Origin of the sequence: Listeria ivanovii subsp. londoniensis (assembly GCF_000763495.1) — a bacterium.
In the GTDB taxonomy this organism is placed as follows: Bacteria; Bacillota; Bacilli; order Lactobacillales; family Listeriaceae; genus Listeria; species Listeria londoniensis.
On record NZ_CP009576.1, the window covers coordinates 1,475,409 to 1,500,053 of the forward strand.

General features: G+C 35.7%; 26 protein-coding genes. 18 read left to right on the top strand and 8 right to left on the bottom strand.

Going from position 1 to position 24,645, the window contains the following annotated elements; all coding sequences use genetic code 11:
- Positions 1 to 116: 116 nt before the first annotated feature.
- The 7 genes from miaA (at position 117) to JL53_RS07280 (ending at position 7,433) form a co-directional block, all read left to right on the top strand.
- Positions 117 to 1,034 carry a tRNA (adenosine(37)-N6)-dimethylallyltransferase MiaA gene (gene miaA / locus JL53_RS07250; RefSeq protein ID WP_038407221.1) on the top strand — a complete coding sequence of 306 codons (918 nt, stop codon included), beginning with the start codon at positions 117 to 119 and terminating at the stop codon, positions 1,032 to 1,034.
- A gap of 114 nt (positions 1,035 to 1,148) precedes the next feature.
- Entirely contained in the window at positions 1,149 to 1,382 is a 234-nt protein-coding gene (hfq, locus tag JL53_RS07255; RefSeq protein WP_003719566.1) for an RNA chaperone Hfq, read from the top strand.
- Between the two features lie 106 nt (positions 1,383 to 1,488).
- Entirely contained in the window at positions 1,489 to 2,712 is a 1,224-nt protein-coding gene (gene hflX / locus JL53_RS07260; protein ID WP_074673856.1) for a GTPase HflX, read from the top strand.
- Positions 2,705 to 3,931, top strand: coding sequence for a methionine gamma-lyase family protein (locus JL53_RS07265; RefSeq protein ID WP_038407222.1), 1,227 nt, complete (start codon positions 2,705 to 2,707; stop codon positions 3,929 to 3,931). The genes hflX and JL53_RS07265 overlap by 8 nt, the downstream gene beginning before the upstream one ends.
- 194 nt (positions 3,932 to 4,125) lie before the next feature.
- Positions 4,126 to 4,494: a MerR family transcriptional regulator gene (locus tag JL53_RS07270; protein WP_003719570.1), complete on the top strand. Its 369-nt coding sequence runs from the start codon at positions 4,126 to 4,128 to the stop codon at positions 4,492 to 4,494.
- 70 nt (positions 4,495 to 4,564) lie between these two features.
- The gene (gene glnA, locus JL53_RS07275) at positions 4,565 to 5,899 is read left to right on the top strand and encodes a type I glutamate--ammonia ligase (RefSeq protein WP_003719571.1); all 1,335 of its coding nucleotides are present in this window, start codon (positions 4,565 to 4,567) and stop codon (positions 5,897 to 5,899) included.
- Positions 5,900 to 6,137: 238 nt separating this feature from the next.
- Entirely contained in the window at positions 6,138 to 7,433 is a 1,296-nt protein-coding gene (locus JL53_RS07280; RefSeq protein ID WP_038407223.1) for an arsenic transporter, read from the top strand.
- Positions 7,434 to 7,471: 38 nt separating this feature from the next.
- Here JL53_RS07280 and JL53_RS07285 read toward each other — a convergent pair whose 3' ends face one another.
- Positions 7,472 to 7,993, bottom strand: a complete 522-nt coding sequence (locus JL53_RS07285; protein WP_003719573.1) for a GNAT family N-acetyltransferase — start codon at positions 7,991 to 7,993, stop codon at positions 7,472 to 7,474.
- A gap of 29 nt (positions 7,994 to 8,022) precedes the next feature.
- Positions 8,023 to 8,637, bottom strand: coding sequence for a transcriptional repressor LexA (lexA, locus tag JL53_RS07290; protein WP_003719574.1), 615 nt, complete (start codon positions 8,635 to 8,637; stop codon positions 8,023 to 8,025).
- 155 nt (positions 8,638 to 8,792) lie between these two features.
- Between lexA and yneA the strand changes: the two genes are divergently transcribed.
- From yneA to JL53_RS07310, 4 genes are all read left to right on the top strand, one after another.
- Complete coding sequence (yneA, locus tag JL53_RS07295) at positions 8,793 to 9,122, top strand: cell division suppressor protein YneA (protein WP_038407224.1); 330 nt, start codon at positions 8,793 to 8,795, stop codon at positions 9,120 to 9,122.
- A gap of 96 nt (positions 9,123 to 9,218) precedes the next feature.
- Positions 9,219 to 9,446, top strand: a complete 228-nt coding sequence (locus JL53_RS07300) for a DUF896 domain-containing protein (protein WP_003719576.1) — start codon at positions 9,219 to 9,221, stop codon at positions 9,444 to 9,446.
- A gap of 146 nt (positions 9,447 to 9,592) precedes the next feature.
- Positions 9,593 to 11,587 (top strand): transketolase, encoded by a 1,995-nt coding sequence (tkt, locus tag JL53_RS07305; protein WP_038407225.1) that lies wholly within the window; start codon positions 9,593 to 9,595, stop codon positions 11,585 to 11,587.
- 220 nt (positions 11,588 to 11,807) lie between these two features.
- Positions 11,808 to 12,047 (top strand): YneF family protein, encoded by a 240-nt coding sequence (locus JL53_RS07310; RefSeq protein ID WP_003723442.1) that lies wholly within the window; start codon positions 11,808 to 11,810, stop codon positions 12,045 to 12,047.
- A 64-nt stretch (positions 12,048 to 12,111) separates the two neighbouring features.
- Here JL53_RS07310 and JL53_RS07315 read toward each other — a convergent pair whose 3' ends face one another.
- From JL53_RS07315 to JL53_RS07340, 6 genes are read right to left on the bottom strand one after another with little or no spacing between them, the layout of a single operon-like run.
- Positions 12,112 to 12,915 carry a DUF2785 domain-containing protein gene (locus tag JL53_RS07315; RefSeq protein ID WP_038407226.1) on the bottom strand — a complete coding sequence of 268 codons (804 nt, stop codon included), beginning with the start codon at positions 12,913 to 12,915 and terminating at the stop codon, positions 12,112 to 12,114.
- Positions 12,916 to 12,930: 15 nt separating this feature from the next.
- Complete coding sequence (locus tag JL53_RS07320) at positions 12,931 to 13,662, bottom strand: class I SAM-dependent methyltransferase (RefSeq protein WP_038407227.1); 732 nt, start codon at positions 13,660 to 13,662, stop codon at positions 12,931 to 12,933.
- A gap of 20 nt (positions 13,663 to 13,682) precedes the next feature.
- Positions 13,683 to 14,189: an IbrB-like domain-containing protein gene (locus tag JL53_RS07325; RefSeq protein WP_003719580.1), complete on the bottom strand. Its 507-nt coding sequence runs from the start codon at positions 14,187 to 14,189 to the stop codon at positions 13,683 to 13,685.
- A gap of 9 nt (positions 14,190 to 14,198) precedes the next feature.
- Positions 14,199 to 15,503 carry a DUF3440 domain-containing protein gene (locus tag JL53_RS07330; protein ID WP_038407228.1) on the bottom strand — a complete coding sequence of 435 codons (1,305 nt, stop codon included), beginning with the start codon at positions 15,501 to 15,503 and terminating at the stop codon, positions 14,199 to 14,201.
- Positions 15,493 to 16,692 carry an SNF2-related protein gene (locus JL53_RS07335; protein ID WP_038407229.1) on the bottom strand — a complete coding sequence of 400 codons (1,200 nt, stop codon included), beginning with the start codon at positions 16,690 to 16,692 and terminating at the stop codon, positions 15,493 to 15,495. The genes JL53_RS07330 and JL53_RS07335 overlap by 11 nt, the downstream gene beginning before the upstream one ends.
- On the bottom strand, positions 16,676 to 17,050 hold the full coding sequence (locus JL53_RS07340; protein ID WP_003719583.1) for a hypothetical protein: 375 nt from the start codon (positions 17,048 to 17,050) through the stop codon (positions 16,676 to 16,678). Before JL53_RS07340 ends, JL53_RS07335 begins: the two co-directional genes overlap by 17 nt.
- Before the next feature lie 301 nt (positions 17,051 to 17,351).
- Between JL53_RS07340 and pyrH the strand changes: the two genes are divergently transcribed.
- The 7 genes from pyrH to JL53_RS07375 all read left to right on the top strand — a co-directional run bounded on the left by pyrH (position 17,352) and on the right by JL53_RS07375 (position 24,601).
- On the top strand, positions 17,352 to 18,080 hold the full coding sequence (gene pyrH, locus JL53_RS07345; protein ID WP_003723449.1) for a UMP kinase: 729 nt from the start codon (positions 17,352 to 17,354) through the stop codon (positions 18,078 to 18,080).
- Positions 18,080 to 18,637, top strand: a complete 558-nt coding sequence (frr, locus tag JL53_RS07350; protein ID WP_014092706.1) for a ribosome recycling factor — start codon at positions 18,080 to 18,082, stop codon at positions 18,635 to 18,637. The genes pyrH and frr overlap by 1 nt, the downstream gene beginning before the upstream one ends.
- A gap of 229 nt (positions 18,638 to 18,866) precedes the next feature.
- Positions 18,867 to 19,625: an undecaprenyl pyrophosphate synthase gene (locus JL53_RS07355; protein ID WP_038407230.1), complete on the top strand. Its 759-nt coding sequence runs from the start codon at positions 18,867 to 18,869 to the stop codon at positions 19,623 to 19,625.
- Positions 19,626 to 19,638: 13 nt separating this feature from the next.
- Positions 19,639 to 20,427: a phosphatidate cytidylyltransferase gene (locus JL53_RS07360; RefSeq protein ID WP_003719588.1), complete on the top strand. Its 789-nt coding sequence runs from the start codon at positions 19,639 to 19,641 to the stop codon at positions 20,425 to 20,427.
- A gap of 14 nt (positions 20,428 to 20,441) precedes the next feature.
- Positions 20,442 to 21,584 (top strand): 1-deoxy-D-xylulose-5-phosphate reductoisomerase, encoded by a 1,143-nt coding sequence (gene dxr / locus JL53_RS07365; protein WP_003719589.1) that lies wholly within the window; start codon positions 20,442 to 20,444, stop codon positions 21,582 to 21,584.
- A 13-nt stretch (positions 21,585 to 21,597) separates the two neighbouring features.
- Complete coding sequence (gene rseP / locus JL53_RS07370; RefSeq protein WP_003719590.1) at positions 21,598 to 22,860, top strand: RIP metalloprotease RseP; 1,263 nt, start codon at positions 21,598 to 21,600, stop codon at positions 22,858 to 22,860.
- 34 nt (positions 22,861 to 22,894) lie between these two features.
- The gene (locus tag JL53_RS07375; RefSeq protein ID WP_038407231.1) at positions 22,895 to 24,601 is read left to right on the top strand and encodes a proline--tRNA ligase; all 1,707 of its coding nucleotides are present in this window, start codon (positions 22,895 to 22,897) and stop codon (positions 24,599 to 24,601) included.
- Positions 24,602 to 24,645 lie beyond the last annotated feature (44 nt).

Below are 24,645 nucleotides of genomic sequence, written 5' to 3' on the forward strand. Positions count from 1 at the left end.
AGAAAAAACGCATTTCTATCAAGAATTGCGTTTTTTTTTATGAAAAATACATTTTCGCTATTCTCAAGACAACTTTTTCATGGTACATTGATTACAGGTGAAAAGGAGGTTTTTTTTTGAATAGCATTCCTGTCATCGTTATCGTTGGTCCAACTGCTGTCGGAAAAACAAGTCTAAGTATCGAGCTAGCAAAGAAGTTTGATGGCGAAATTATTAGTGGGGATTCCATGCAGGTTTACCTTGGATTAGATATTGGTACTGCAAAAATCACATCAAAAGAAATGGCTGGCATTAAACACTATTTAATAGATGTGACAGAAGTAGAAAAACCATTTACTGCTTCGAAATTCCAATCAAAAACAAGAGGTCTCCTGGAGTCGATACATAACCGTGGGAAATTGCCTATTATTGTTGGTGGAACCGGTCTTTATATTCAATCCATTTTTTATGATTATGATTTTGGACAAACCGCTGGAGATAAGGCATATCGAGTGGAATTAGAACAACTAGACAACGATGCTTTATGGCAAATGTTAAATCAACTTGATCCGAAAAGTGCCACGCTTATTCATAAAAATAATAAACGTCGTGTTATTAGAGCGCTAGAAGTGATGCGCGCAACTGGAAAACCTTTTTCAGAGTATCAAGTTCATCACGAACCAAATGATCGGTATAAGCCTCTCTTCTTAGGATTAGATTTAGCAAGAGATTCACTATATGAACGAATAAATGAGCGTGTAAATAACATGTTCCAACAAGGTTTAGTAGAAGAAGCGAAGACCTTATACGATCGAGATTTAACCGATGTTCCAGCGATTCAAGGCATTGGTTATAAAGAATTATTTACTTATTTTGAGGGTAATAGCTCATTAGAAGAAGCAAAAGAGTTAATTCAGAAAAATTCGCGTCACTATGCGAAGAGACAGTTAACATGGTTTAGAAATCGAATGGATATCAACTGGATCCAAGCAGATACTAATAAAACAGCGATAGAAGCGATAGGAAAAGTGAATGCTTTTTTGAAGTCTAAATAAGCTTTTTCTGTTTGGTAATAAGAAATAAAGGGTATTTGAAATTAGCCAACCAATAAATGAGTTGGGATTTGGGAAAGATTTTAGTAGAAGATATAGAGATTGGAGAGGGAAATTATGAAACAAGGTGGACAAGGATTACAGGATTATTACTTAAATCAATTACGTAAGGAAAAGATTCTTGCAACAGTATTTTTAACAAATGGTTTTCAATTAAGAGGGCGTGTTGTAAGTTTTGACAATTTTACGGTATTACTTGATGTTGAAGGGAAACAACAACTTGTATTTAAACACGCAATTTCAACTTTCTCCCCGCAGAAGAATGTAGCTTTAAATCCTGATGCGGAATAAGCAGTTCATTTAAAAGGTAGGAAACTCGTTTACAACGTTTCTTGCCTTTTTTTTATGCCAAAAATATGCTACGATTAGTTTTGTCTGAAAAAAGGGAGAAATGCATGTGGAACGGGAAAAGATAATCTTAGTTGGCGTTTTTTTGCCAAATAAAACAGAGGAAGCTTTTTGGAATTCAATCAGTGAACTATATAGTCTGACGAAAACAGCGAATGGAAAAGTGGTCGATGAACTCATTCAAAAGTTAGAACGAGTAAACCAAGCTTCCTTTATCGGTTCTGGTAAACTGTTAGAGCTTGCTGAGTTAGTAGAAATGCATGAGGCGGATGTAGTTATTTTTAATAGTGAGCTCAGTGCTACCCAAGTACGTAATATATCTAAAGCTGTGGACGCACGTATTATTGATCGAACCCAACTGATCTTAGATATCTTTGCGATGCGAGCTAAGTCAAAGGAAGGTAAGTTGCAAGTAGCCTATGCTCAATATAAATACTTATTACCCCGACTCAGTGGACAAGGGATTTCTCTGTCTAAACTCGGAGGCGGTATAGGTTCGAGAGGCCCAGGTGAATCAAAACTCGAAATGGATAAACGGCATATTCGTGAAAAAATGCATGATATTAAATTACAGTTATCACACGTTGAACAACATCGAAAACGAATCATTGACAGGCGAAATGGCCAAGATGTTTTTCGCTTTGGATTAATTGGTTATACGAATGCTGGGAAATCGACTATTTTTAATCGACTCACGAATGAAACAACTTTAGAAGAGGATAAATTATTTGCGACTCTAGATCCGACAACACGAAAAATTCGATTTCTGGGCGGATTTCAAGCACTTTTAACAGATACAGTAGGCTTTATTCAAGATTTACCAACGACGCTTGTTGCGGCTTTTCGTTCGACTTTAGAAGAAACAGCAAATGTGGATGTGTTAGTTCATGTTGTTGATGCATCTGATGGGGATTATTTGCAACATGAAACAACTGTATTAGCTTTGTTAGAGGAGTTAGAAATGAATCATCTTCCGCTTTTAACAGTTTATAATAAGATGGATCAAGTAGCAGCAACGTTTATTCCCGACCAGCCAGAACATTTACTTATTTCTGCACTTGATTCTGTAGCACCTAACATATTAAAACAACGGATGATCGAATTGATTGAAAAAGAATGGGGCTATTTTACACAAGAACTTTCCGAAGAAAACGGTAAAGAATTAGCCCAAATAAAACAAAAAGCATGGATTACGAAACTTGAGTATCTGGAAGAAAAGCAAGCTTATTTAATTGAAGGATACCAGCCAAGAAAGGAGTCTACTAATGACTGAAATTCAAATAGTGAGAGCAAAAGTAGAAAAACAAATTTCCCGACTACAAAACGAGACGGATCAAATAGCAGAATATAACCAAGCGAAAGTGTTAGATGCATTTCAAGCAAATAAAGTAAGTGATTTTCATTTTCATCCATCGACCGGATATGGATATGATGATGAAGGAAGAGATACATTAGAACAAGTATATGCTGCTGTTTTTCATACAGAAGCAGCACTTGTTCGACCGCAAATTATTTCCGGAACACATGCTATTTCGACCGTGTTATTTGGTATTCTTCGCCCCGGAGATGATTTGTTATATATTACAGGAACCCCTTATGATACCTTAGAAGAAATTGTTGGAATACGAGATAAAGGACAAGGTTCACTTCGAGATTTCCAAATTGGCTACGGCTCAATTGCTTTAACGAAGAATGGCAATGTTGATTTTACAGAAGTCGCACAAAAAATGACTTCTAAAACAAAAGTAATTGGTATTCAACGTTCCAGAGGTTATGCAGATAGACCTTCTTTTACAATTGAGAAGATAGCAGAAATGGTTGCTTTTGTAAAAAATATTAATCCAGAAGTCATTGTTTTTGTCGATAATTGTTATGGTGAATTTGTCGAAAAACTTGAACCGACAGAAGTGGGTGCAGATATTATCGCCGGCTCTTTAATTAAAAACCCAGGTGGAGGACTTGCTAAAACTGGTGGATATATCGCTGGTACAAAAAAATTAGTGGAGTTATGTGGATACCGATTAACTACCCCAGGAATAGGTAGAGAAGCAGGAGCCTCATTATACAGCTTATTAGAAATGTATCAGGGATTCTTTTTAGCCCCTCACGTCACTGCACAAGCCATTAAAGGGGCAAGATTTACTGCTGCAATGCTTGCTGAATTTGGGGTGGAAGCAGACCCGGTTTGGGATGCGCCAAGAACGGATTTAATTCAAAGTGTTTCCTTTCATGATAAAGCTAAAATGGTCGCTTTTGCACAAGCAATCCAAAAAGCTTCTCCTGTTAACGCACATGTTTTACCAATCGGTGCTTATATGCCTGGTTATGAAGATGACGTGATAATGGCAGCAGGGACATTTATTCAAGGAGCTAGTTTAGAATTAACGGCAGATGGACCAATTAGAGACCCATACCAATTATACGTACAAGGTGGTTTGACATATGAACATGTCAAAATCGCTGTTACTCGAGCAATTGAAAATACGCTTTAAAAAGTAACATCTATTTTTCAAAAAGTTTTTAATTTTTGCCGCGAATATAAAGTTTGCGGTTTTTTTGCTGTGAAAAAGCTTGGTGTAGATAGTTTTTATGAAATGTTAGATTATCTTACATAAATTTGACAAAACATCTAACGTACATTATAATGCTACTATCATCAAAAAATATGTTTTGAGGGGGAATTGTCGTGAGTGAAAAGGAAATTCGGAGATCCATGCCGCTTTTTCCAATTGGGCCTGTGATGAAGCTAACCGATCTCACCGCTAGACAAATTCGCTATTATGAAGACCAAGGATTAATCCATCCGGCTCGAAATCAAGGAAATCACCGTTTGTATTCACTTCAAGACATTGATGTTTTGCTAGAGATTAAAGATTATTTGAATGATGGTCTGAATATTGCGGGAATTAAGAAAATGTATCAAATGCAACAAAAAGAATCCAAAGAACCTTTAACAGATGACGATGTTCGCAAAATACTTAGAAAAGAAATGCAACAGGCTGGCCGTTTTGTAAAACAAGATGCAACCGGAAAACAACAGTTACCAAGGTTTTAAAAAAACAAGAAGAGGTATTTACTTTATTTAGAAGTTAATATAATTAGACTATTTAGGAGGAATTTAGATTATGGCAAAATATACAAAAGAAGACATTTTCCGCTTCGCAGATGAACAAAATGTAAAATTTATTCGTTTACAGTTCACGGATATACTCGGGATTATCAAGAATGTGGAAATTCCTGTTAGCCAACTAAAGAAAGCACTAGATAATAAAATCATGTTTGATGGTTCCTCCATAGAAGGTTTTGTACGAATTGAAGAGTCCGATATGTATTTATTCCCAGATTTAGATACTTGGGTTGTATTTCCTTGGACAGCAGAAAAAGGAAAAGTTGCGAGAATGATTTGTGACATTTTTAACCCTGATATGACTCCATTTGCAGGAGATCCACGTGCTAACTTAAAACGTGTACTTCAAGAAATGGAAGAATTAGGATTTACAGAATTCAACTTAGGACCAGAACCAGAATTCTTTTTATTCAAATTAGATGAAAATCGCCGTCCTACTTTAGAGTTAAATGATAGTGGTGGTTACTTTGATTTAGCGCCAACAGACTTAGGCGAAAACTGTCGCCGTGATATCGTGCTTGAACTAGAAGAAATGGGCTTTGAAGTGGAAGCTTCTCACCATGAAGTAGCTCCAGGGCAGCACGAAATTGATTTCAAATATGAAGATGCCATTACTGCTTGTGATAGCATTCAAACCTTTAAATTAGTTGTTAAAACAATTGCTCGTAAACATGGACTTCATGCAACCTTCATGCCAAAACCACTTTTTGGTGTTAATGGTTCTGGGATGCATTTCAACATGTCACTTTTCAACAAAGAAGGAAATGCATTCTTTGATAAAGATGGTGAATTAGAATTGAGCAAAACAGCATACCAATTCTTAGCTGGTATGTTGAAACATGCACGCGGATATACTGCAGTTACAAATCCAACTATTAATTCATTCAAACGACTAGTTCCTGGTTATGAAGCACCTTGTTATATCGCTTGGTCAGGTAAAAACCGTAGCCCGCTAGTTCGTGTACCAAGCTCTCGTGGTCTTAGTACTCGTCTTGAATTACGTAGCGTTGACCCATCTGCTAACCCTTACTTAGCGATGGCAGTATTATTAAAAGCAGGTTTATCTGGAATTAAAGATGATTTAACACCACCAGCACCCGTTGACCGTAATATTTACGGTATGAACGAAGAAGAAAGAGAAGCAACTGGTATTTTTGATCTTCCGGAAAGCTTAGGTCATGCTTTAATTGAACTTGAAAAAGATGATGTAATCAGAGAAGGTTTAGGTGAACATATTTTTGAACACTTTATTGAAGCAAAAACCATTGAGTGCGATATGTTCCGCACGGCTGTTCATCCGTGGGAACGCGAACAATATCTAGAAATCTATTAATATTTATCACCCCGCTTCCTGGATTTGGAAGCGGGTTTTTTGTTGTGCAGTTGTGGATTAGAATTTTACAAATGAAAGTAAATGCTTGACGTTTTATCAGGGGAGATTTATATTCAACGATAGAGAAATAAAGTTGAAAAGGTAGTATGCGTTTTTCATTTATTTAGGGTAAATAAGTATGGCTCATTTAGTTTATAAGGGGAGTATTAACGGAAGCGTTAGTAGTAAGGGGGGAGTTATGCAAGTCACATTGGCTATTTTCGTTTTTATTATTACATTAGTATTTGTTATTTGGCAACCTAAAAAGCTATCGATTGGTTGGTCCGCGTGTGGTGGTGCTTTACTTGCATTATTATTTGGAGTTGTTACTTTTAAAGATATTGAAACTGTGTCAGGGATTGTTTGGAATGCTACACTCGCATTTATAGCGATTATTATCATTTCACTTATTTTAGATGAAATTGGTTTTTTTGAATGGGCGGCTTTACATATGGCGCGTCTTGCTCGAGGGAACGGTTTATTGTTATTTGTCTTAATATCCATTTTAGGAGCTTTAGTGGCAGCTTTCTTTGCAAACGATGGTGCTGCATTAATTCTAACACCGATAGTCTTAGCAATGGTACGAGCGCTCCATTTTGATGAACGAAAAGTGTTTCCGTTTATTATCGCTAGTGGTTTTATTGCGGATTCAACTTCCTTACCCCTCATTGTGAGTAATTTGGTAAATATTGTATCAGCAGATTTTTTTGGTATTGCTTTTTCTGAGTATGCACTTATGATGTGGATTCCAACACTTTTTTCGTTAATTGCTAGTATTTTGATTCTCTATATTTATTTCCGAAAAGCATTACCGAAAAAATATGACGACTCCAATCTTAAAGCACCTGAATCAGCACTAAAAGACAAGAAATTGTTTCATATTTCTTGGTGGATATTAACTATCCTTGTTATTGGTTATTTTTTAAGTAGTTTTTTGGAAATCCCAGTCTCTTTTATTGCATTATCTGTAGCAGTTATCTTTTTATTATTAGGCAGAAGGAGTCAGGCTGTAGCTACGAAAGCTATTTTAAAAGGGGCTCCTTGGAATATTGTCTTTTTCTCTGTTGGGATGTATGTAGTTGTATACGGTTTACAAAATGTAGGGATTACTAAATTATTATCACATGCAGTTGAATATGTAGCGAGTTATGGTTTGTTTGTAGGTACCATTGGGATGGGATTTATTGCTGCGCTTTTATCATCAGTTATGAATAATTTGCCAACAGTGATGATTAATGCACTAGCGATTGAGCATACGACTTATATGGGAGTTATGAAAGAGGCGTTAGTTTATGCTAATGTAATTGGTTCGGATTTAGGACCAAAGATTACGCCTATTGGTTCACTTGCCACATTGTTATGGCTTCATGTTTTAGGGCAGAAGGATATTAAGATAAGTTGGGGCTTATATTTTAAAATTGGTATTGTTATAACAATTCCTGTGCTTTTTATCACCTTAGTTGGTCTATACTTGTCTTTATTACTTTGGAATTAAAAAAGAACCCACAGTCTTTTGAAAAAGATTGTGGGTTCTTATAATTTATAGAGTACATGCGGTTTAAGCGGGTGATTTTCTGGTAATACTGGATGATCAAAGTTTGCTATTTTGGAAAGCTTGATTTTTTTCATCACTTGTTCAGAAGCGATGTTTAATGAAGCCGTAAAACTAAATATATCGACAATCGAAGTATGTTCATGCGCGAATTGAATGCATCCGAGTGCGGCTTCTGTTGCATAACCTTGATTCCATACATTTGCTTTCAAACGCCAACCAATTTCTGTGCAAGGAGTGAAATCTGCTTCAAATGTCGCTTCGTGAAAACCAGTAAATCCAATAAAATCACCAGTAGTTTTTTCTTCGATTGCAAATAACCCGTAGCCAAGTAAAGCTAATTCTTGCTGATTTCTATCAAGAAGTGCATTACTTTCTTCTGAAGTTAATAAATTCGGGAAAAATTTCATTACACTCGGGTCTGTATTTAGTTTTGCGAATGGAAAGTAATCATCCAGAAGATAATCTCGGGCTATTAATCTTTTTGTTTCAAAATAAATCAATGCTGTAACCGCCTAACTGAAATGTAAGTTTAACGTATATCTCGATAAAGACCGATAACTTTTCCTAAAATAGTAACATTGTTTAAAATGATGGGTTCTAAGGCATCATTTTCTGGTTGTAATCTAAAATGATTCGCTTCTTTATAGAATCTTTTACAAGTTGCTTCATTTTCATCTGTCATTGCTACCACAATTTCTCCGTTTATAGCTGAACTCTGTTGTCTAACGATTACTTTATCTCCATCAAGGATACCTGCGTTAATCATGCTTTCTCCGTCAATTTCAAGCATGAAAACATTGGTTTCCCCAGCAGCCATATATTCGGGAAGAGGAAAATATTCTTCAATATTTTCGATTGCAGTAATAGGCATACCAGCTGTTACTTTTCCGATAATAGGAATATTAACTACATTAGGTGTTTCTACTTCATCTTCTAAAGATAATATTTCAATTGCACGTGGTTTAGTAGGGTCACGTCTAATTAAACCTTTTCCTTCGAGTCGAGCAAGATGCCCGTGAACAGTGGAACTTGATGCCAGCCCAACAGCTTCACCAATTTCACGTACGGAAGGTGGATAACCTTTTTCTTTTACTTCTGACTTGATAAATTCATATATATCTTGTTGACGTTTAGATATTTTCATGGTTTCACCTCATTAATTTAGTCGTTATTTATAAACTAAGTATAGCAAAAGAAAATTCAATATGCAAACAAAGGTTCGTTTTTTTTATTGACATATACGAACGACTGTTCTATACTATAGAAAAGCGAACATACATTCTTTTGGAGGGGTTATTAATGACTTTGAAATTATTTTGGGATAAATTTTATGTTTCTATTATATTTGTAATTACTTGTTTAGTTTTAGGAATTGTTTTGATGTGTACGGTTGTTGGGAATGATAGCAATTATTCAGAAGTGAATGTGGATGAGGGTGATTCTCTTTGGGCACTTGCAGACCAATATGCAGGGAAGAGTGATATGGCGAAAGCAGATTTTGTGTCTTGGGTAGAAAAAGAAAATAATTTAACTGACGGTCATGTGAAAGCCGGAGAATCAGTTGTTATTCCAGTCCATGAGACAAAGCTATTAAATAGTGATATGAGCATCCAATTAGCAAATCAATGAGCAGGTTTTGGCTCTCATTTATGATATAATATGTAAGAAAGTAGTGAACTATAAGCTGCTTTCTTATTTTAATATAACGAAAGAGGATGAATCGCGATGTTAGAAAAAGCTAAAATAGACCGTATTAATGAACTTTCAAAAAAGAAAAAGGCGGGAACAATAACAGCTACTGAAAAAGTAGAACAAGATAAGTTAAGAAAAGAATATATAAAATCATTTCGTACACACATGAAGGGTACCATTGAAAATACAACAATCATTGATCCAAAGGGGAATGATGTGACACCACACAAAGTGAAGCAAATGAGAAAGAATAATAACTAAAAATTAGTATCAAATGAACATTTTCGAGCAAATGAACAAAAATAACAATCAATTAAGCAATTTAAAGCATTTTTTGGTTGTGTTAATTAGTTTTTAGGCTTATTATTAAAAGTAGTTAAAATTATATTGAAGAGAGGATGTTTCATTTGTTCGATAACACAGATACTTTAGCAGTAAATACAATTCGTACATTATCAATTGATGCAATTCAAAAAGCAAATTCTGGTCATCCAGGATTACCTATGGGAGCAGCACCAATGGCCTACGCGCTTTGGTCTCGTGTATTAAATACTAACCCGAAGAATTCCCACTGGTTTAACCGTGACCGTTTTGTGCTATCAGCAGGACATGGTTCCATGCTTTTGTATAGTTTGCTACATTTAAGTGGTTTTAAATTAGAATTAGAAGATTTGAAAAACTTCCGTCAATGGGAAAGCAAAACTCCAGGACATCCGGAATATCGTTATACGGATGGAGTAGATGCGACAACAGGCCCGCTTGGTCAAGGAATTGCAATGGCAGTTGGTATGGCGATGGCAGAACGACATTTAGAAGCGAAGTATAATAAAGATGGTTTTAATGTAGTGGATCACTATACTTATGCACTATGTGGTGATGGCGACTTGATGGAAGGTGTTGCTTCTGAAGCGGCTTCTTATGCTGGTCACCAACAATTAGGTCGACTGGTACTCTTATATGATTCCAACGATATTTCACTTGATGGTGATTTAGATAAATCTTTTTCTGAAAATGTGAAACAACGATTTGAAGCTTATGGCTGGGAACATTTGCTTGTAAAAGATGGCAATGACACAGCGGAAATTTTAGCAGCAATCGAAAAAGCAAAACAAAATACATCACAACCAACAATGATTGAAGTGAAAACCGTGATTGGCTTTGGGGCTCCAAACGAAGGTACTAGCAAAGTGCATGGTGCTCCACTAGGAGAAGAAGGTATACTAGCAGCGAAAAAAGCATACGGTTGGAACTACGAAGAAAAATTCTTTGTTCCTGAAGAAGTAACTGCTCGTTTTAAAGAAACGATTGGGGAACGCGGTGAGAAAGCGGAAGCAGCTTGGAATGAATTATTTGCTTCTTATAAAGTAAAATATCCGGAGCTTGCTAAACAATTAGAAGATAGTTTGAATAATAAATTACCAGTTGATTGGGATGCTGAGTTGCCTGTGTACGATGACTCAAAAGCATTGGCTAGTCGGGCCTCTAGCGGAGAAGTAATCAATGCGCTAGCTGCAAAAGTACCTACTCTATTCGGGGGTTCTGCTGATCTTGCTGGTTCTAATAATACAACTATTAAAACAGACGGTGAATTTACAAAAGCAACGCCAGCTGAACGTAACATTTGGTTTGGAGTTCGTGAATTTGCAATGGGTGCTGCTCTAAATGGTATGGCTCTTCATGGTGGCTTACAAGTCTATGGTGGAACATTCTTTGTCTTTTCGGATTATGTTCGTGCAGCAATTCGTTTATCGGCAATTCAACATCTACCTGTAACTTACGTAATGACGCATGACAGTATCGCGGTAGGGGAAGATGGACCAACTCACGAACCTATTGAGCAACTTGCTAGTCTGCGTGCAATGCCAGGACTTTCTGTTATCCGTCCTGCTGATGGAAATGAAGTTGTAGAGGCTTGGAAATTAGCAATTACTGCTACTTCTACTCCGCATGTACTTGTACTCACTCGTCAAGGATTGCCAACATTACCAAATTCTGCTAAATTAGCCGCAGCCGGTGTTAAAAAAGGTGCTTATGTCATCTCGCCAGCTACTAAAGAACAACCAGATGCAATCATTCTTGCAAGCGGGTCTGAAGTAAACTTGGCTGTTGAAGCACAAAAAGAACTTCTAGCTGGGGGAACGGATGTATCTGTTGTAAGTGTGCCTTCATTTGATCTATTTGAACAACAATCAGCAGAATATAAAGAAAGTGTTTTACCAACCGCTGTTAGAAAACGTGTAGCAGTGGAAATGGGAGCCAGCTTTGGCTGGGAACGCTATGTTGGTTTAGATGGAAAAGTAATTGGAATCGACAAGTTTGGTGCATCTGCTCCAGGGGAAACGGTGATTCATAATTATGGCTTTACAGTAGAAAATGTTGTAAATACAGTGAAATCACTTTAATTAATAGAAACAGGTCGCTGCTAGTTTTTCTAGAGTGACCTGTTTTTTATTGGGATAATTGATTGCGCTGTAAGGGCATTAATGATATAATTACGAGGTTGTTTGAAGCTTTTATTGCTAAATTGATCAAGATAATATGATTTAATGAAAAGTATTGTCTGTTTAATATAAATCAAGTACAATAAAAGAGGATTTTGTTTCAAGGAGGAGAAAAGAGACTATGTGGATTTACATTCTTGTCGGCATTATTTGTTTGCTAGCTGGTCTTGCGGGAGGATTTTTTATTGCGAGACGTTACATGATGAGCTATTTAAAAAACAATCCGCCAATTAACGAACAAATGTTACAAATGATGATGGCTCAAATGGGTCAAAAACCATCACAAAAGAAAATTAACCAAATGATGAGTGCGATGAACAAACAGCAAGAAAAAGAAAAACCAAAAAAAGCGAAGAAATAATATTTTACAATGTAAAACCCTTCGAAATTAGTAGTAACTAATGTTGAAGGGTTTTTTATTATGATTAAATATATCGAGTTAATAATGGAAAGTCTTTAAATTTTACATCATATTCTAAAATAGATAATTTTATTAATAAAGTTTGTGTAAACTGTTTAATATTTATCAATGGAATTTCTGGACTAACTATAGGTATATTTTCTGAGATGGAGATCAGCCAATTTTTTACTTCTGTGTAACTTAACTTTTGTAAGGTGAGTGCTGTAATTATTATTGTGCTTAATCGTTCATCCTCTTCACCGGTCAAAATGGTGTAGTTTCTTTTATAAAAACTACTTATGTTGTCCATAATAATTGTTACTTCTTTGTTTTTTATTGACATCTGATAAACTAACTCATCTAAAGCATCTGCTATGTGAGCGATACAATGCGCCCAACCTTTTCCTTCTACAAATGAGCGAGTATCATTTTCGGTTGCAAGTAATTGAGTCAATGATATATATATTCTTTGTACTTCTTTGGCTGTTAAGAAATTATGCACTTTATTATTAGATAAGAGTAAGGCGATAATTAGAGTTAGGAATGATCGTTGAAAAACAGCATCATTTTCGATAGATTTAATTTTATAAAAAAGATTTTTTTCATTCAAAGCGTAAGAATATATAATCATCTTCTGCTCATAGGATAAATTATCTTTTGTATAGAGCCATTCTGAAAAAATACTGTAGGCTATTTTATCTCTTAATTTGCTGTCAGTAGATGATAAATACGTTAAGAAAGTATTTATCATTTTTTCTGCTTTCTTGAAATTTTGAGGTAATTGATAATTAGTTAGTTTGAGTGAATTATACAAGCTATTATCTATCAAGTCGTCACTCCTTTTTTAAATTTTAATGGTTGAAATAATAAGCATCATTGGACGACGATATTCCTCCTGCATTTCTGGTAAATCTTTTAATTCAGGTGCTGGTTGTGGTTCAATAATACTTTTAATTTGAAAGCCATTTTCAATTAAGATTTGGATGTAGCTGGTTAATGTACGGTGATACTTTTGAACTTCTTCACCTAGGAAGTTTGTTGTGCGTAATGATTCATCAAAATAATGATCTACAGGCCAAAATAACTTATTTCCTTGTTCGTCCGTGATCCAAGCTTGTGAGCCTTCTGCTGTAAATACGGGATGCTCTACAGAAAAAATGAATGCGCCATTTTGTTTTAAATTAGTGTGTACTTTTTGGCAAACGCTAGTAAAATCAGCTACATAGTGAAGTGCAAGGGAACTTAAAACAACCTCGTAACTTTTGGGTTCTAACTTAATATCTTCAATCGCTTTTTGTTGATAACTAATAACAGGTGAAGTTGTTTTTTGTCGTGCTTCCGTTAACATTCGTTCAGATAAATCTATTCCTACCACTTTTTTTGCGCCATGTTCAGCGGCGTAAATACAGTGCCAACCGAAACCACAACCTAAATCAAGAACTGTTTTTTGATTAAAATCAGGAAGTAACTTTTTAAATTCGTGCCATTCGCCAGCAGCTTTTAGACCTTCTTTGGAACGGGGCATTTGACTGTATTGTTCAAAGAAATGCTGATTATCATATTTATTTTCTTTCATTTTAATCCTTCTCCCTAAAATTAATCAGATACTTGACTGAATTCTTTATCTAAGAAGAGGTGAGCGAGTCCACTCACTTGTTTTAAACGTAAGATTTCATTAGCATCCATACCGATATTTTTCATAATCCAGTTATCAGACATACCGCTATCCGCTAATTCGCCTACAATATTCGACATTAGCTCTACATTATGAAATCCGCGAGCTCGGTTATGCCGGATAGTAGAGGCAATCCGGTTGACGACATTTTTTTCTAGAATAACAACTGGAACCATTTCGTTTTCTCTTTCTCGAATGCGTTTAGATGTTTGTATGATTGTAAACCGATGAAAGCCATCGATTATTTCATAGTTGCCTGAATCTTCTAAAGGGTAACAAACGAGTGGTTGTGTGAACCCATCTTCCCAAATGGATTTTTCTAGTAATTTTAATTCAGTTGCAGGAACCGTGTTCGGGTTGTAATTATTTGCTTGAAGTTTGGAGTAGTGGACAGGGATAACGTTATAAACAGGACTTTTGTAGTTCATTATATCACCTCAAAGGATATTATTATATTTCTCTAGTGCTTTCTTTCGCTTTTCAAGTTCCAGTTTTGTTTGACCGAATCCCATATATTTGCAAGAATAATCATTTTTTAAAATGGCGATACACATCCGTTTATATGTAGGAACGCTTGAAAATTCTTTAATTTTTAGGTCATCTGGATATTCTTTAAAGCGAACAACTTCCATTTTATTTGTATACGTTCGATTATTTTTTGGAGTGCCAAGGAAGTCTGCTTGTACATTTAAACTTTTTAATTCTTCTGCTATTTCAACTTTTAAAGCACCGCCCGTTTCGGTCCAATAGTTGATACTTGTTTTAAATTTTTTTAAATAACGCTCTCTAGTGTAGCATGGCAAAGTTGTAAGTAAAAATTCTAAATAGGACTTCCAAGTATGGTTTTTTGGTAATTTAATTTCTTTCCAAGCCATCGCTGAAGTACCTCCATAAATCGCAGTGAAATTGGCTCCATTTACTCTGCCAACAAGCTTCGACCATAGATCTGGTTCAATAACGCGATATAATTTAAGGCTTTCGGTGGCGGCATCGTTAAATGGACTAGCAACACGCATATCGCTGATGGTTAAACCAGCATGAAAAAATAAATCATAAATTTTGTTATAATTCCAATTGAATTTGGCGTTAGCAATCCAAATATCATCGACTAACCAATCATGAATAGGGTAGCCATTATAAATATTATTCGCGATTTCTGTTGTCCAATTGTGTGTTTGATACATTCGTTCTTTTTTATGGATGGCATTATAACGATTTAGTGATTCTTGTTGTCGAATTCCAATCAATGCAATAGTTTTTTTCGCGCCAGTTTTTTTGTGTAACCAATGAATAATTTTTCGATTAAATTCATAATCCCAAATCCCCTGGAAATCGAAGTCGAAAGGAGCGTTATCTTCATTAATGACAAAAGGAAATTCGGGCATATCTCTTACCCAAATATCTTGTTTGCATTTTTCCCAAGGTATCCAGTGGTCGGTAAACATCGAAACGGCTGACTGTGCTGCTATAGGGAGACAACACCAAACAGGTTCAATTAGGTCTAAGTTACTGTTGAGTATTTTTGTTACAAAATCTGTGGTTGCAGTATATTGTCCTTCGTAATCTAAATGATAAACATAAATTTTTTTGCGGATTTGGTGTTTTCGCATATAATCAATGACGAGTTGGAGCATGACGGCACTATCTTTTCCGCCTGAAAAAGAGACGATAATATTATCGAATTCAGAAAATACCACCTCTAATCTTTCTTGGGAAGCATCAAGAACTGTTTTAGAATGCATTCATAATCACCTCAAAGGAGTTTTTTTGAGAAAGTTCTTTTTTTATTTCTTGTAATAAATTGGTTTTTTTGGATATATTACTGTCAATAATATGATCAAGTCCAACATTGCCGCTTAAGTCATGGTAATAACAATCATTTACTTGTCCCGTTCGATAAATCCGCCGTTCAGACTGGTCACGCTGCGAGTAGTCAAAAGTTTTATCAAAATAAATAATTTGGTTATAGGCTTGTAGGTTAAGTCCGTAAGAAGATTTTGCAAAAGTGGTTACTTTCACATTTGGAAATGCTTTTAGGAGTGCTTCTTCGGATCGTTTGTATTTGCAAAAAATGATAGTTGTATCTTCTTTACCGTTGACTAAAGATTCCGTGATGGTGAATTTTTCTGAAGAAAGGCAATAACAATGTTGCATGACTTGGGACATTTCTAGAAAGTTTATATTAATCGTATAAGCAGCTGCTTTTTTTAGATAATCCTCTTTTAGTTCATAATATTTCTTTAAAAGAGCTTCATCAATTGAATAATCATGACGAATATAATGCCAATCTACTTTTAAATCTATGGATGAAGAAAAAATAAAAGGTGTGATTAATTTATAGAGATATTCTAAATTATGGTATTGTTTAATAATATCCATGGACTGCTTATTTGTTTCAGTTAATTGCGTAATAGTGACATATTCGCAAAATGTTTTTTTGAATTGTGAAAAAGTTAAATTTAGTATTTTGGGTGACAAAAATTCTAATTGTGACCATAAATCTAATATATTCCGACTTAAAGGTGTTCCATTCATTATCAATTTATAGCTTGCTAAGCGAGAAAGTTTGATTGCTCTTTGTGTTCGAAGGGCATTTTTATTTTTTATTTTCAAACTTTCATCCATAATAATGTAACTATTGTTAGCTTTCTTAAGTTTATCTCGGCAAGTGAGGTAAAGTTGATCTGAATTAGAGAGAGATTCAATTCCAACAATATCTTGCGGGAATTGGTAGTCCCATTTGCCTATTTCCTTTGCTAAGTTATCTTTCGTCTGGAAAGGAGTGAGCCAAAGAACATAATCCGGTTCTACATCTTTAATTAATTCGCAAGCAACCCTGGTTTTCCCAGCACCGGGTTTCATAAATAAGGCACCAACTTTATATTGTTCTAATTTATCTAAGGCTAATTGTTGATCATCTAATAAGGTCATTGTTAATTACCACATCTTTTTCCAATTTTTTAGGTATATGCGTTCGGACTTTTATGATTGTATCATTCACTTTTTTGGTATGAAAAGACTTTGAAATCTCCTTGTTTTCTTTGTCGAACGCGAGCATCATTTCCTCTGCATCAATCACTTTTTTTTCTGTATGTTTCTTTAATTGAAATTTCCAGGTATTTGGAAAATAAAAATAACTGAATTTTTCCGAAATAGAAAAGACCATTTTTTTAGGGAGCAAGAAAAAATAACCTTGATACTCACTATTCATTGGCATTTCTATAATTGATTGCTTATCCCATTGCTCAATCTGTTCACTATATGTATAAATTTTGTTCCATTTAACCATTTAAAGCAAATCTCCCGTGTGTTTTGTCGTTTTAGTTCAAATTTTATCTCTATAATAGTTTTATTTTATCATAAAAGTTAGTACTATATGTTACAAAAAAAGAATTTCTATGAATTTTAGCTAAGTAAATTTGAAAATGAAAGTGTAAAATTGTAAAATAGGGGCGATTTCGCTACATTTAAAATGTTTTTTCATTTTTTAGTAGAAAACACTTTTGTAATAGCCAGCTTTTTAGTAGAATAGATAATGGTGGATAGAGAATTTTTCTATCTATGAATAGAATATGAAATTGGAGGCTATTATGGATACCCCAGATTATAAACGAGTTGTATTAAAATTAAGCGGTGAAGCACTTGCCGGAAATGATGGCTTTGGAATTAACCCGAGCGTAGTCAATTTGATTTCTGCTCAAATCAAAGAAGTTGTAGAATTAGGAGTAGAGGTTGCTATCGTTGTCGGCGGCGGAAATATCTGGCGTGGTAAACTTGGTAGTGAAATGGGAATGGACCGGGCAGCAGCTGACCAAATGGGAATGCTTGCAACTATCATGAATTCTTTATCCTTGCAAGATTCTCTTGAAAATATTGGAGTTGCTACACGAGTACAAACATCGATTGATATGCGTCAAATTGCAGAGCCATACATTCGTCGTAAAGCAATTCGTCATCTTGAAAAAGGTCGCGTAGTCATATTTGCTGGTGGAACAGGTAACCCATACTTCTCCACGGATACAGCAGCAGCACTTAGAGCGGCCGAAATCGAAGCGGATGTTATTTTAATGGCGAAAAACAATGTAGATGGTGTCTACAATGCTGATCCAAAACTAGATGAAAATGCGAAAAAATATGAAGAATTATCCTACCTTGATGTTATTAAAGAAGGCTTAGAAGTAATGGATACTACGGCTTCATCACTCAGCATGGACAATGACATTCCATTAATTGTCTTCTCGTTTACAGAGCAGGGTAACAATATTAAACGTGTTATTTTAGGTGAAAAAATCGGAACTACTGTTAGGGGGAAAAAATAATGAGTAAAGAAGTATTATCGAAATCAAAAGAAAAAATGGAAAAAGCAGAGCAAGCATTAACTAGACAACTTGGAACAATTCGCGCTGGTCGTGCTAATGCCTCACTTTTAGATCGTTTAACTGTGGATTATTACGGGGCACCAACACCTGTCAATCAAATGGCTTCTATCAGTGTCCCTGAAGCTAGAATGTTACTTATTACTCCATATGATAAAACTATTTTAGGCGAAATCGAAAAAGCTATTTTAAAATCAGATCTTGGTTTAACACCAAATAATGATGGTTCTGTTTTACGCTTATCTATTCCACAATTAACAGAAGAGCGACGTAAAGAGCTTGTTAAAGAAGTGAAAAAAGAAGCGGAAGAAGCAAAAGTAGCAGTTCGTAATATCCGCCGTGAAGCAAATGAAGACTTGAAAAAATTAGAGAAAAATGGCGATATCACAGAAGATGATTTACGTTCATATGGTGAAGATGTACAAAAACTAACAGATGAAAGCATCAAAAATATCGATAGCATCACGAAAGACAAAGAAGCGGAAATCTTAGAAGTTTAATTGATACTTTTACTAGTAGTAACAAATAAGATAGCATCCTTTTAAGTTGAAATGACATTCCTAATTCTTTCCATATGTGTTGGGTTAGGAATGTTTTTTAATGGCCAATTCCATCTCTCTCATGAAACTCTCATCTGTTCACATGGAATTTTTAGTACATTAATTGATTCTTTTTTGTTATTATAGGTATAGACATGCTCTAAGAAGTGTATCAATTGGAGGATTTATGATGTTTAAAAAGCTATTTCGACAAGAAGAAAATATATTAAATAGTGAACTTGCAGAAGATTTGCCAATCCCGCGCCATGTAGCTATTATTATGGATGGAAATGGGCGATGGGCAAAGAAACGTTTCTTACCAAGGATTGCTGGGCATAAAGAAGGTATGGATGTAGTAAAACGTGTTACTCGATACGCAAATGCAATAGGTATCGACGTTTTGACCCTCTATGCTTTTTCAACTGAAAATTGGAAACGACCTACAGATGAAGTGGATTTTTTAATGAAACTACCTGTAGAGTTTTTTGACTCTTTTGTACCAGAGTTGATAGAAGAAAACGTTCGTGTTAATGTGATGGGGTATAGAGAAAATTTACCTAACCATACGATGCGTGCAGTTGAAAAAGCAATTACTGACACAGCACATTGTACAGGACTAACACTTAATTTTGCTTTGAATTATGGTGGCCGTTCAGAAATTATTACGGCAACAAAAGAAGCAGTAAAAGAACTAATCTTAGAAGGTAAGTCAGTAGATGATTTAACAGAAGAGATATTGAATGACCACTTGATGAGTAGTGGACTTGGGGATCCAGATTTATTAATAAGAACAAGTGGAGAACTTAGACTGAGTAATTTTATGCTATGGCAACTTGCTTATAGCGAATTTTATTTTACAGATACACATTGGCCTGATTTTTCAAAAGAAGATTTTTTACAAGCGATTATTGAATATCAAAACAGATCGCGTCGTTTTGGAGGGCTCTAGGGAGGAAATAGGATTGAAAACAAGAATTATTACTGCAGTTGTTGCGCTGATATTTTTTATTCCTTTTGTTATTTACGGGGGAATTCCATTTGAATTATTAAGTATATTACTTGCAACGATTGCTCTTTATGAAGTACTTATAATGACAAAACAACGGATTTTTTCGGTGAATGGAATAGTCACTTTATTACTGATGTGGTTAGTTGTCGTCCCAGATAGATATTTGGACTTTTTAGCAAAACTGCATATTACAGAAATGGAAATTATTTTTCTTTTAATGGCATTGTTACTCGCTTATACGGTGTTTTCTCGAAATAAATTCCATTTTGATCAAGTGGGGATTAGTATGGTTGCTGCTTTTTATACAGGTTTTGGCTTCCACTACTTAGCATTAACTCGTGATGCGGGTTTAATGTATGTGTTATTTGCATTATTTATTGTCTGGTCGACCGATACGGGGGCTTATTTTATTGGAAAAGCGATTGGAAAACATAAACTTGCTCCAAATGTAAGCCCAAATAAAACAATAGAAGGCTTTATTGGGGGAATTATTTGCGCTCTTGTTATTGCAGGTGGTTTTTATTACTTCGTCGGGTTACCTGGAAATATCCTTGTAATTCTAACTCTACTCGTGTTCTTATCTGCTTTTGGACAACTGGGAGATCTAGTTGAATCTGCTCTAAAAAGGTTTTACGGTGTTAAAGATTCAGGGAAAATTTTACCTGGACATGGCGGCATTTTAGATAGATTTGACAGCTTGTTGTTCGTATTACCACTGCTACATATACTTCAAATTATTTAATTGGAGATGGGATAATGAAAAAAATTATTTTACTGGGAGCAACTGGTTCGATTGGTACGCAAACCTTAACGATTGTTCGAGATAATCCAGCTAAATTTCAAGTGGTCGCTCTGAGTTTTGGGCGCAACATAGAACGTGGCCGGGCAATTATTCAAGAATTTAAGCCAAAAATGGTAGCGGTGTGGCATTCACGTGATAAATTAACGCTTGAAGCTGAATTTCCAGATATCAAAGTTTTTAATGGCTTGGATGGACTAAGGGAAGTAGCAACCTACCCAGATAGTGACATCTTATTGAATGCTGTAATGGGAAGTGTAGGATTATTACCAACACTAGATGCGATTGAAGCAGGAAAAACTATCGCCATTGCCAACAAAGAAACATTAGTTACAGCAGGACATTTGGTAATGAATGCAGCCAAAGAAAAAAATATATCATTATTACCAGTGGATAGTGAGCATTCGGCTATTTTACAAGCATTAAACGGAGAAAATCCTGAAAGAATCCAGAAAATTATTCTTACAGCTAGTGGTGGAAGTTTTCGGGACAAATCGCGGGAACAATTAAGTGAAGTCACGGTTAAAGAAGCATTGAAACATCCTAATTGGAATATGGGAAACAAATTAACCATTGATTCTGCAACGATGTTTAATAAAGGACTAGAGGTAATAGAAGCGCACTGGCTATTTGGAGTGGACTATGGGGAGATTGAGGTTGTCATTCAACGTGAAAGTATCGTACACTCAATGGTTCAATTCGTCGATGGAAGCTTCGTCGCTCAAATGGGAACTCCTGATATGCGAATTCCGATTCAATATGCGCTTACTTACCCGGATAGATTCTATATACCGTTTGAAAATGAGTTCCGGATAACTGATTTTTCTGCGCTTCATTTTGAAAAAGTGGATTATGAAAGATTTCCGGCATTGAAACTCGCGTATAATGCTGGTAAAATAGGTGGAACGATGCCGACCGTTTTGAACGCGGCAAATGAAATTGCTGTAGCTGGATTTTTAAATGGGCAAGTAGCTTTTTATAATATTGAAGCACTTGTCGAAAATGCAATGAATCGGCATAGTAGTATTTCGAACCCTGATTTGGATACTATTTTGCAGGTGGATAAAGAAACTCGTGCGTATGTAAAGACACTTTTATAGAGGTGAAACTATTTTGACAACTATTATTGCTTTTATTTTCGTATTCGGACTAATTGTATTTTTCCATGAGCTAGGGCATTTTCTGTTTGCAAAACGTGCTGGAATTATGGTAAAAGACTTTTCAATTGGGTTTGGGCCGAAGATTTTCGCTTATCGAAAAAAAGAAACTCAGTATACAATTCGCTTATTACCAATCGGCGGATACGTGCGGATGGCTGGAGAAGATGGCGAAGAAATTGAACTAAAACCAGGTTACCGAGTAGGATTAGAGCTTACACCGGAAGAGACTGTTAAAAAGATTATCGTCAATGGGAAAGATCAGTATGTGAATGCACAGCCGATTGAAGTATCTGCTTGTGATTTAGAAAAAGAACTTTTCATCGAAGGCTATGAAGATTATGATGATACGAAAAAAGTGCGTTATCAAGTAGAGCGAAATGCCCTTGTTATCGATGGGAAAATCGAAACGATGGTCACTCCGTATGACCGTTCATTTAATGCGAAATCACTAGGAAACCGTGCAATGACAATTTTTGCAGGACCTTTATTTAACTTCATTCTCGCTATTTTAATTTTCACAGCCCTTGCATTTGTTCAAGGAGGGGTTCCAAGTACGGATAATACACTTGGAAATGTTCTTCCTGATGGTGCAGCAGCGGCGGCAGGTCTCGAAAAAGGAGATGAAGTTCTTTCTATTAATGGGAAGGCGACGAATTCTTGGGCAGATATTGTGCAAAACGTTTCCGAAAACCCGGGAAAAACACTGGATTTCAAAGTAGAACGTGATGGTAAAACACAAGATATCGATGTAAAACCTGAAACGCAAAAAGAAAATGGCAAGGAGGTTGGTAAAATTGGTGTAGAAACACCGATGGATAGCTCTTTTACCGCCAAAATAACGAATGGATTTACGCAAACCTGGAATTGGATTGTCCAGATATTTACGATACTTGGAAATATGTTTACTGGTGGATTTTCATTAGATATGCTTAATGGGCCAGTCGGTATATATACCAGCACGCAACAAGTGGTTCAATACGGCTTTATGACGGTGCTAAACTGGACAGCGGTATTAAGTATTAATTTAGGAATCGTTAATTTACTGCCATTACCAGCTCTAGATGGTGGACGCCTCATGTTCTTTCTTTATGAACTCGTCCGCGGAAAACCGATTGATCCAAAAAAAGAGGGAATTATCCATTTTGCTGGATTTGCTCTTTTGATGGTGCTAATGATACTTGTGACTTGGAATGATATCCAACGAGCATTCTTCTAAATATAAATAAAAAGGGAAAAAGGGGTGTTTTTAAATGCGTCAAACGATGACATTTATACCAACATTAAAAGAAGTCCCAGCGGATGCGGAAGTAAAGAGTCATCAATTACTTCTTCGTGCTGGTTTTATTAGACAAACAGCAAGTGGCATTTATAGCTATTTACCACTTGCCACTTTAACATTACGAAAAATTGAAGCAATTATTCGTGAGGAATTAGAAGCTGTTGGAGCGGCAGAATTACTAATGCCTGCACTTCAACCAGCAGAACTTTGGCAAGAATCAGGTCGCTGGAGTGATTATGGTCCAGAACTTATGCGCTTAAAGGATCGTGCCGCGCGTGATTTTGCACTTGGGCCAACCCATGAGGAAGTTATAACTGCACTATTACGTGATGAAATAAAATCATATAAACGCTTACCACTAACTCTATATCAAATCCAAACAAAATTTCGTGATGAAAAACGTCCCCGCTTTGGATTATTACGTGGTCGCGAATTCATTATGAAAGATGCCTACTCGTTCCATGCTTCGAATGAGAGTTTGGACGAAGTGTATGACTTAATGCACCAAGCATACTCCAATATTTTCTCCCGATGTGGTTTAGAGTTCCGATCTGTTATTGCTGATTCTGGTTCTATTGGCGGAAAAGAAACAAAAGAATTTATGGCATTATCTGAGATTGGTGAAGATACCATTGCTTACAGTGATGCTTCTGATTATGCAGCGAATGTCGAAATGGCTCCAGTATTACATATGGAGAAAAAATCACATGAGCTAGAAAAAGAGCTAGAAAAAGTAACAACACCAAATCAAAAAACGATTGCCGATATTGTGACATTTTTAGAAGTTCCAATTGAAAAGACAATGAAATCAATGCTTTATCAAGTGGATGAAGAAGTAATCATGGTTCTTGTTCGTGGCGATCATGAAGTTAATGATATTAAAATCAAAAATGCTTTAGATGCTACAAATGTTGAACTTGTCGACCCAACCAAAGCAATTGAAATACTAGGTGCTAATTTTGGCTCACTTGGACCAGTTGGTGTTCCTGAAAATGTTCGTATTTTTGCTGACAATGCGGTTAAAGATATAGTTAATGCAGTAGCGGGAGCAAATGAAGATGGCTTCCATTATGTAAACGTAAATCCAACTCGCGATTTTGAAGTTACTAGCTATTTTGATTTACGCATGATTCAAGTAGGCGATTTATCTCCTGATGGTCAAGGTGTTATCAAATTTGCTGAAGGAATTGAAGTTGGGCATATTTTCAAGTTGGGAACCAAATATAGCCAAGCAATGAACGCTACAATTTTAGATGAAAATGGTCGAGCTCAACCTATTATTATGGGATGTTATGGAATTGGTGTTTCTCGTATTTTATCCGCAATTGCTGAACAATCAAATGATGAAAATGGTTTGGTCTGGGATAAGAAAATTAGCCCATTTGATTTACATTTGATTCCTGTTAATATGAAGAGTGAAGAGCAAGTTGCATTTGCCGAAACACTTTATGTGTCATTACAACAAGCTGGTTATAGCGTGTTAATTGATGATCGCGGCGAACGTGCAGGTGTCAAATTTGCGGATGCTGATTTAATTGGCTTACCACTTCGTATTACAGTTGGTAAAAAAGCGGCAGAAGGCATTGTTGAAGTGAAAATCAGAAAAACTGGTGAAATGATTGAAGTTCGTCAAGATGAACTTTTAAATACATTACCGATTCTTTTTGGAGATAAATAATTACATGTAACTTGTGCCAGATGAAACTTTTTCTCGTTACTATA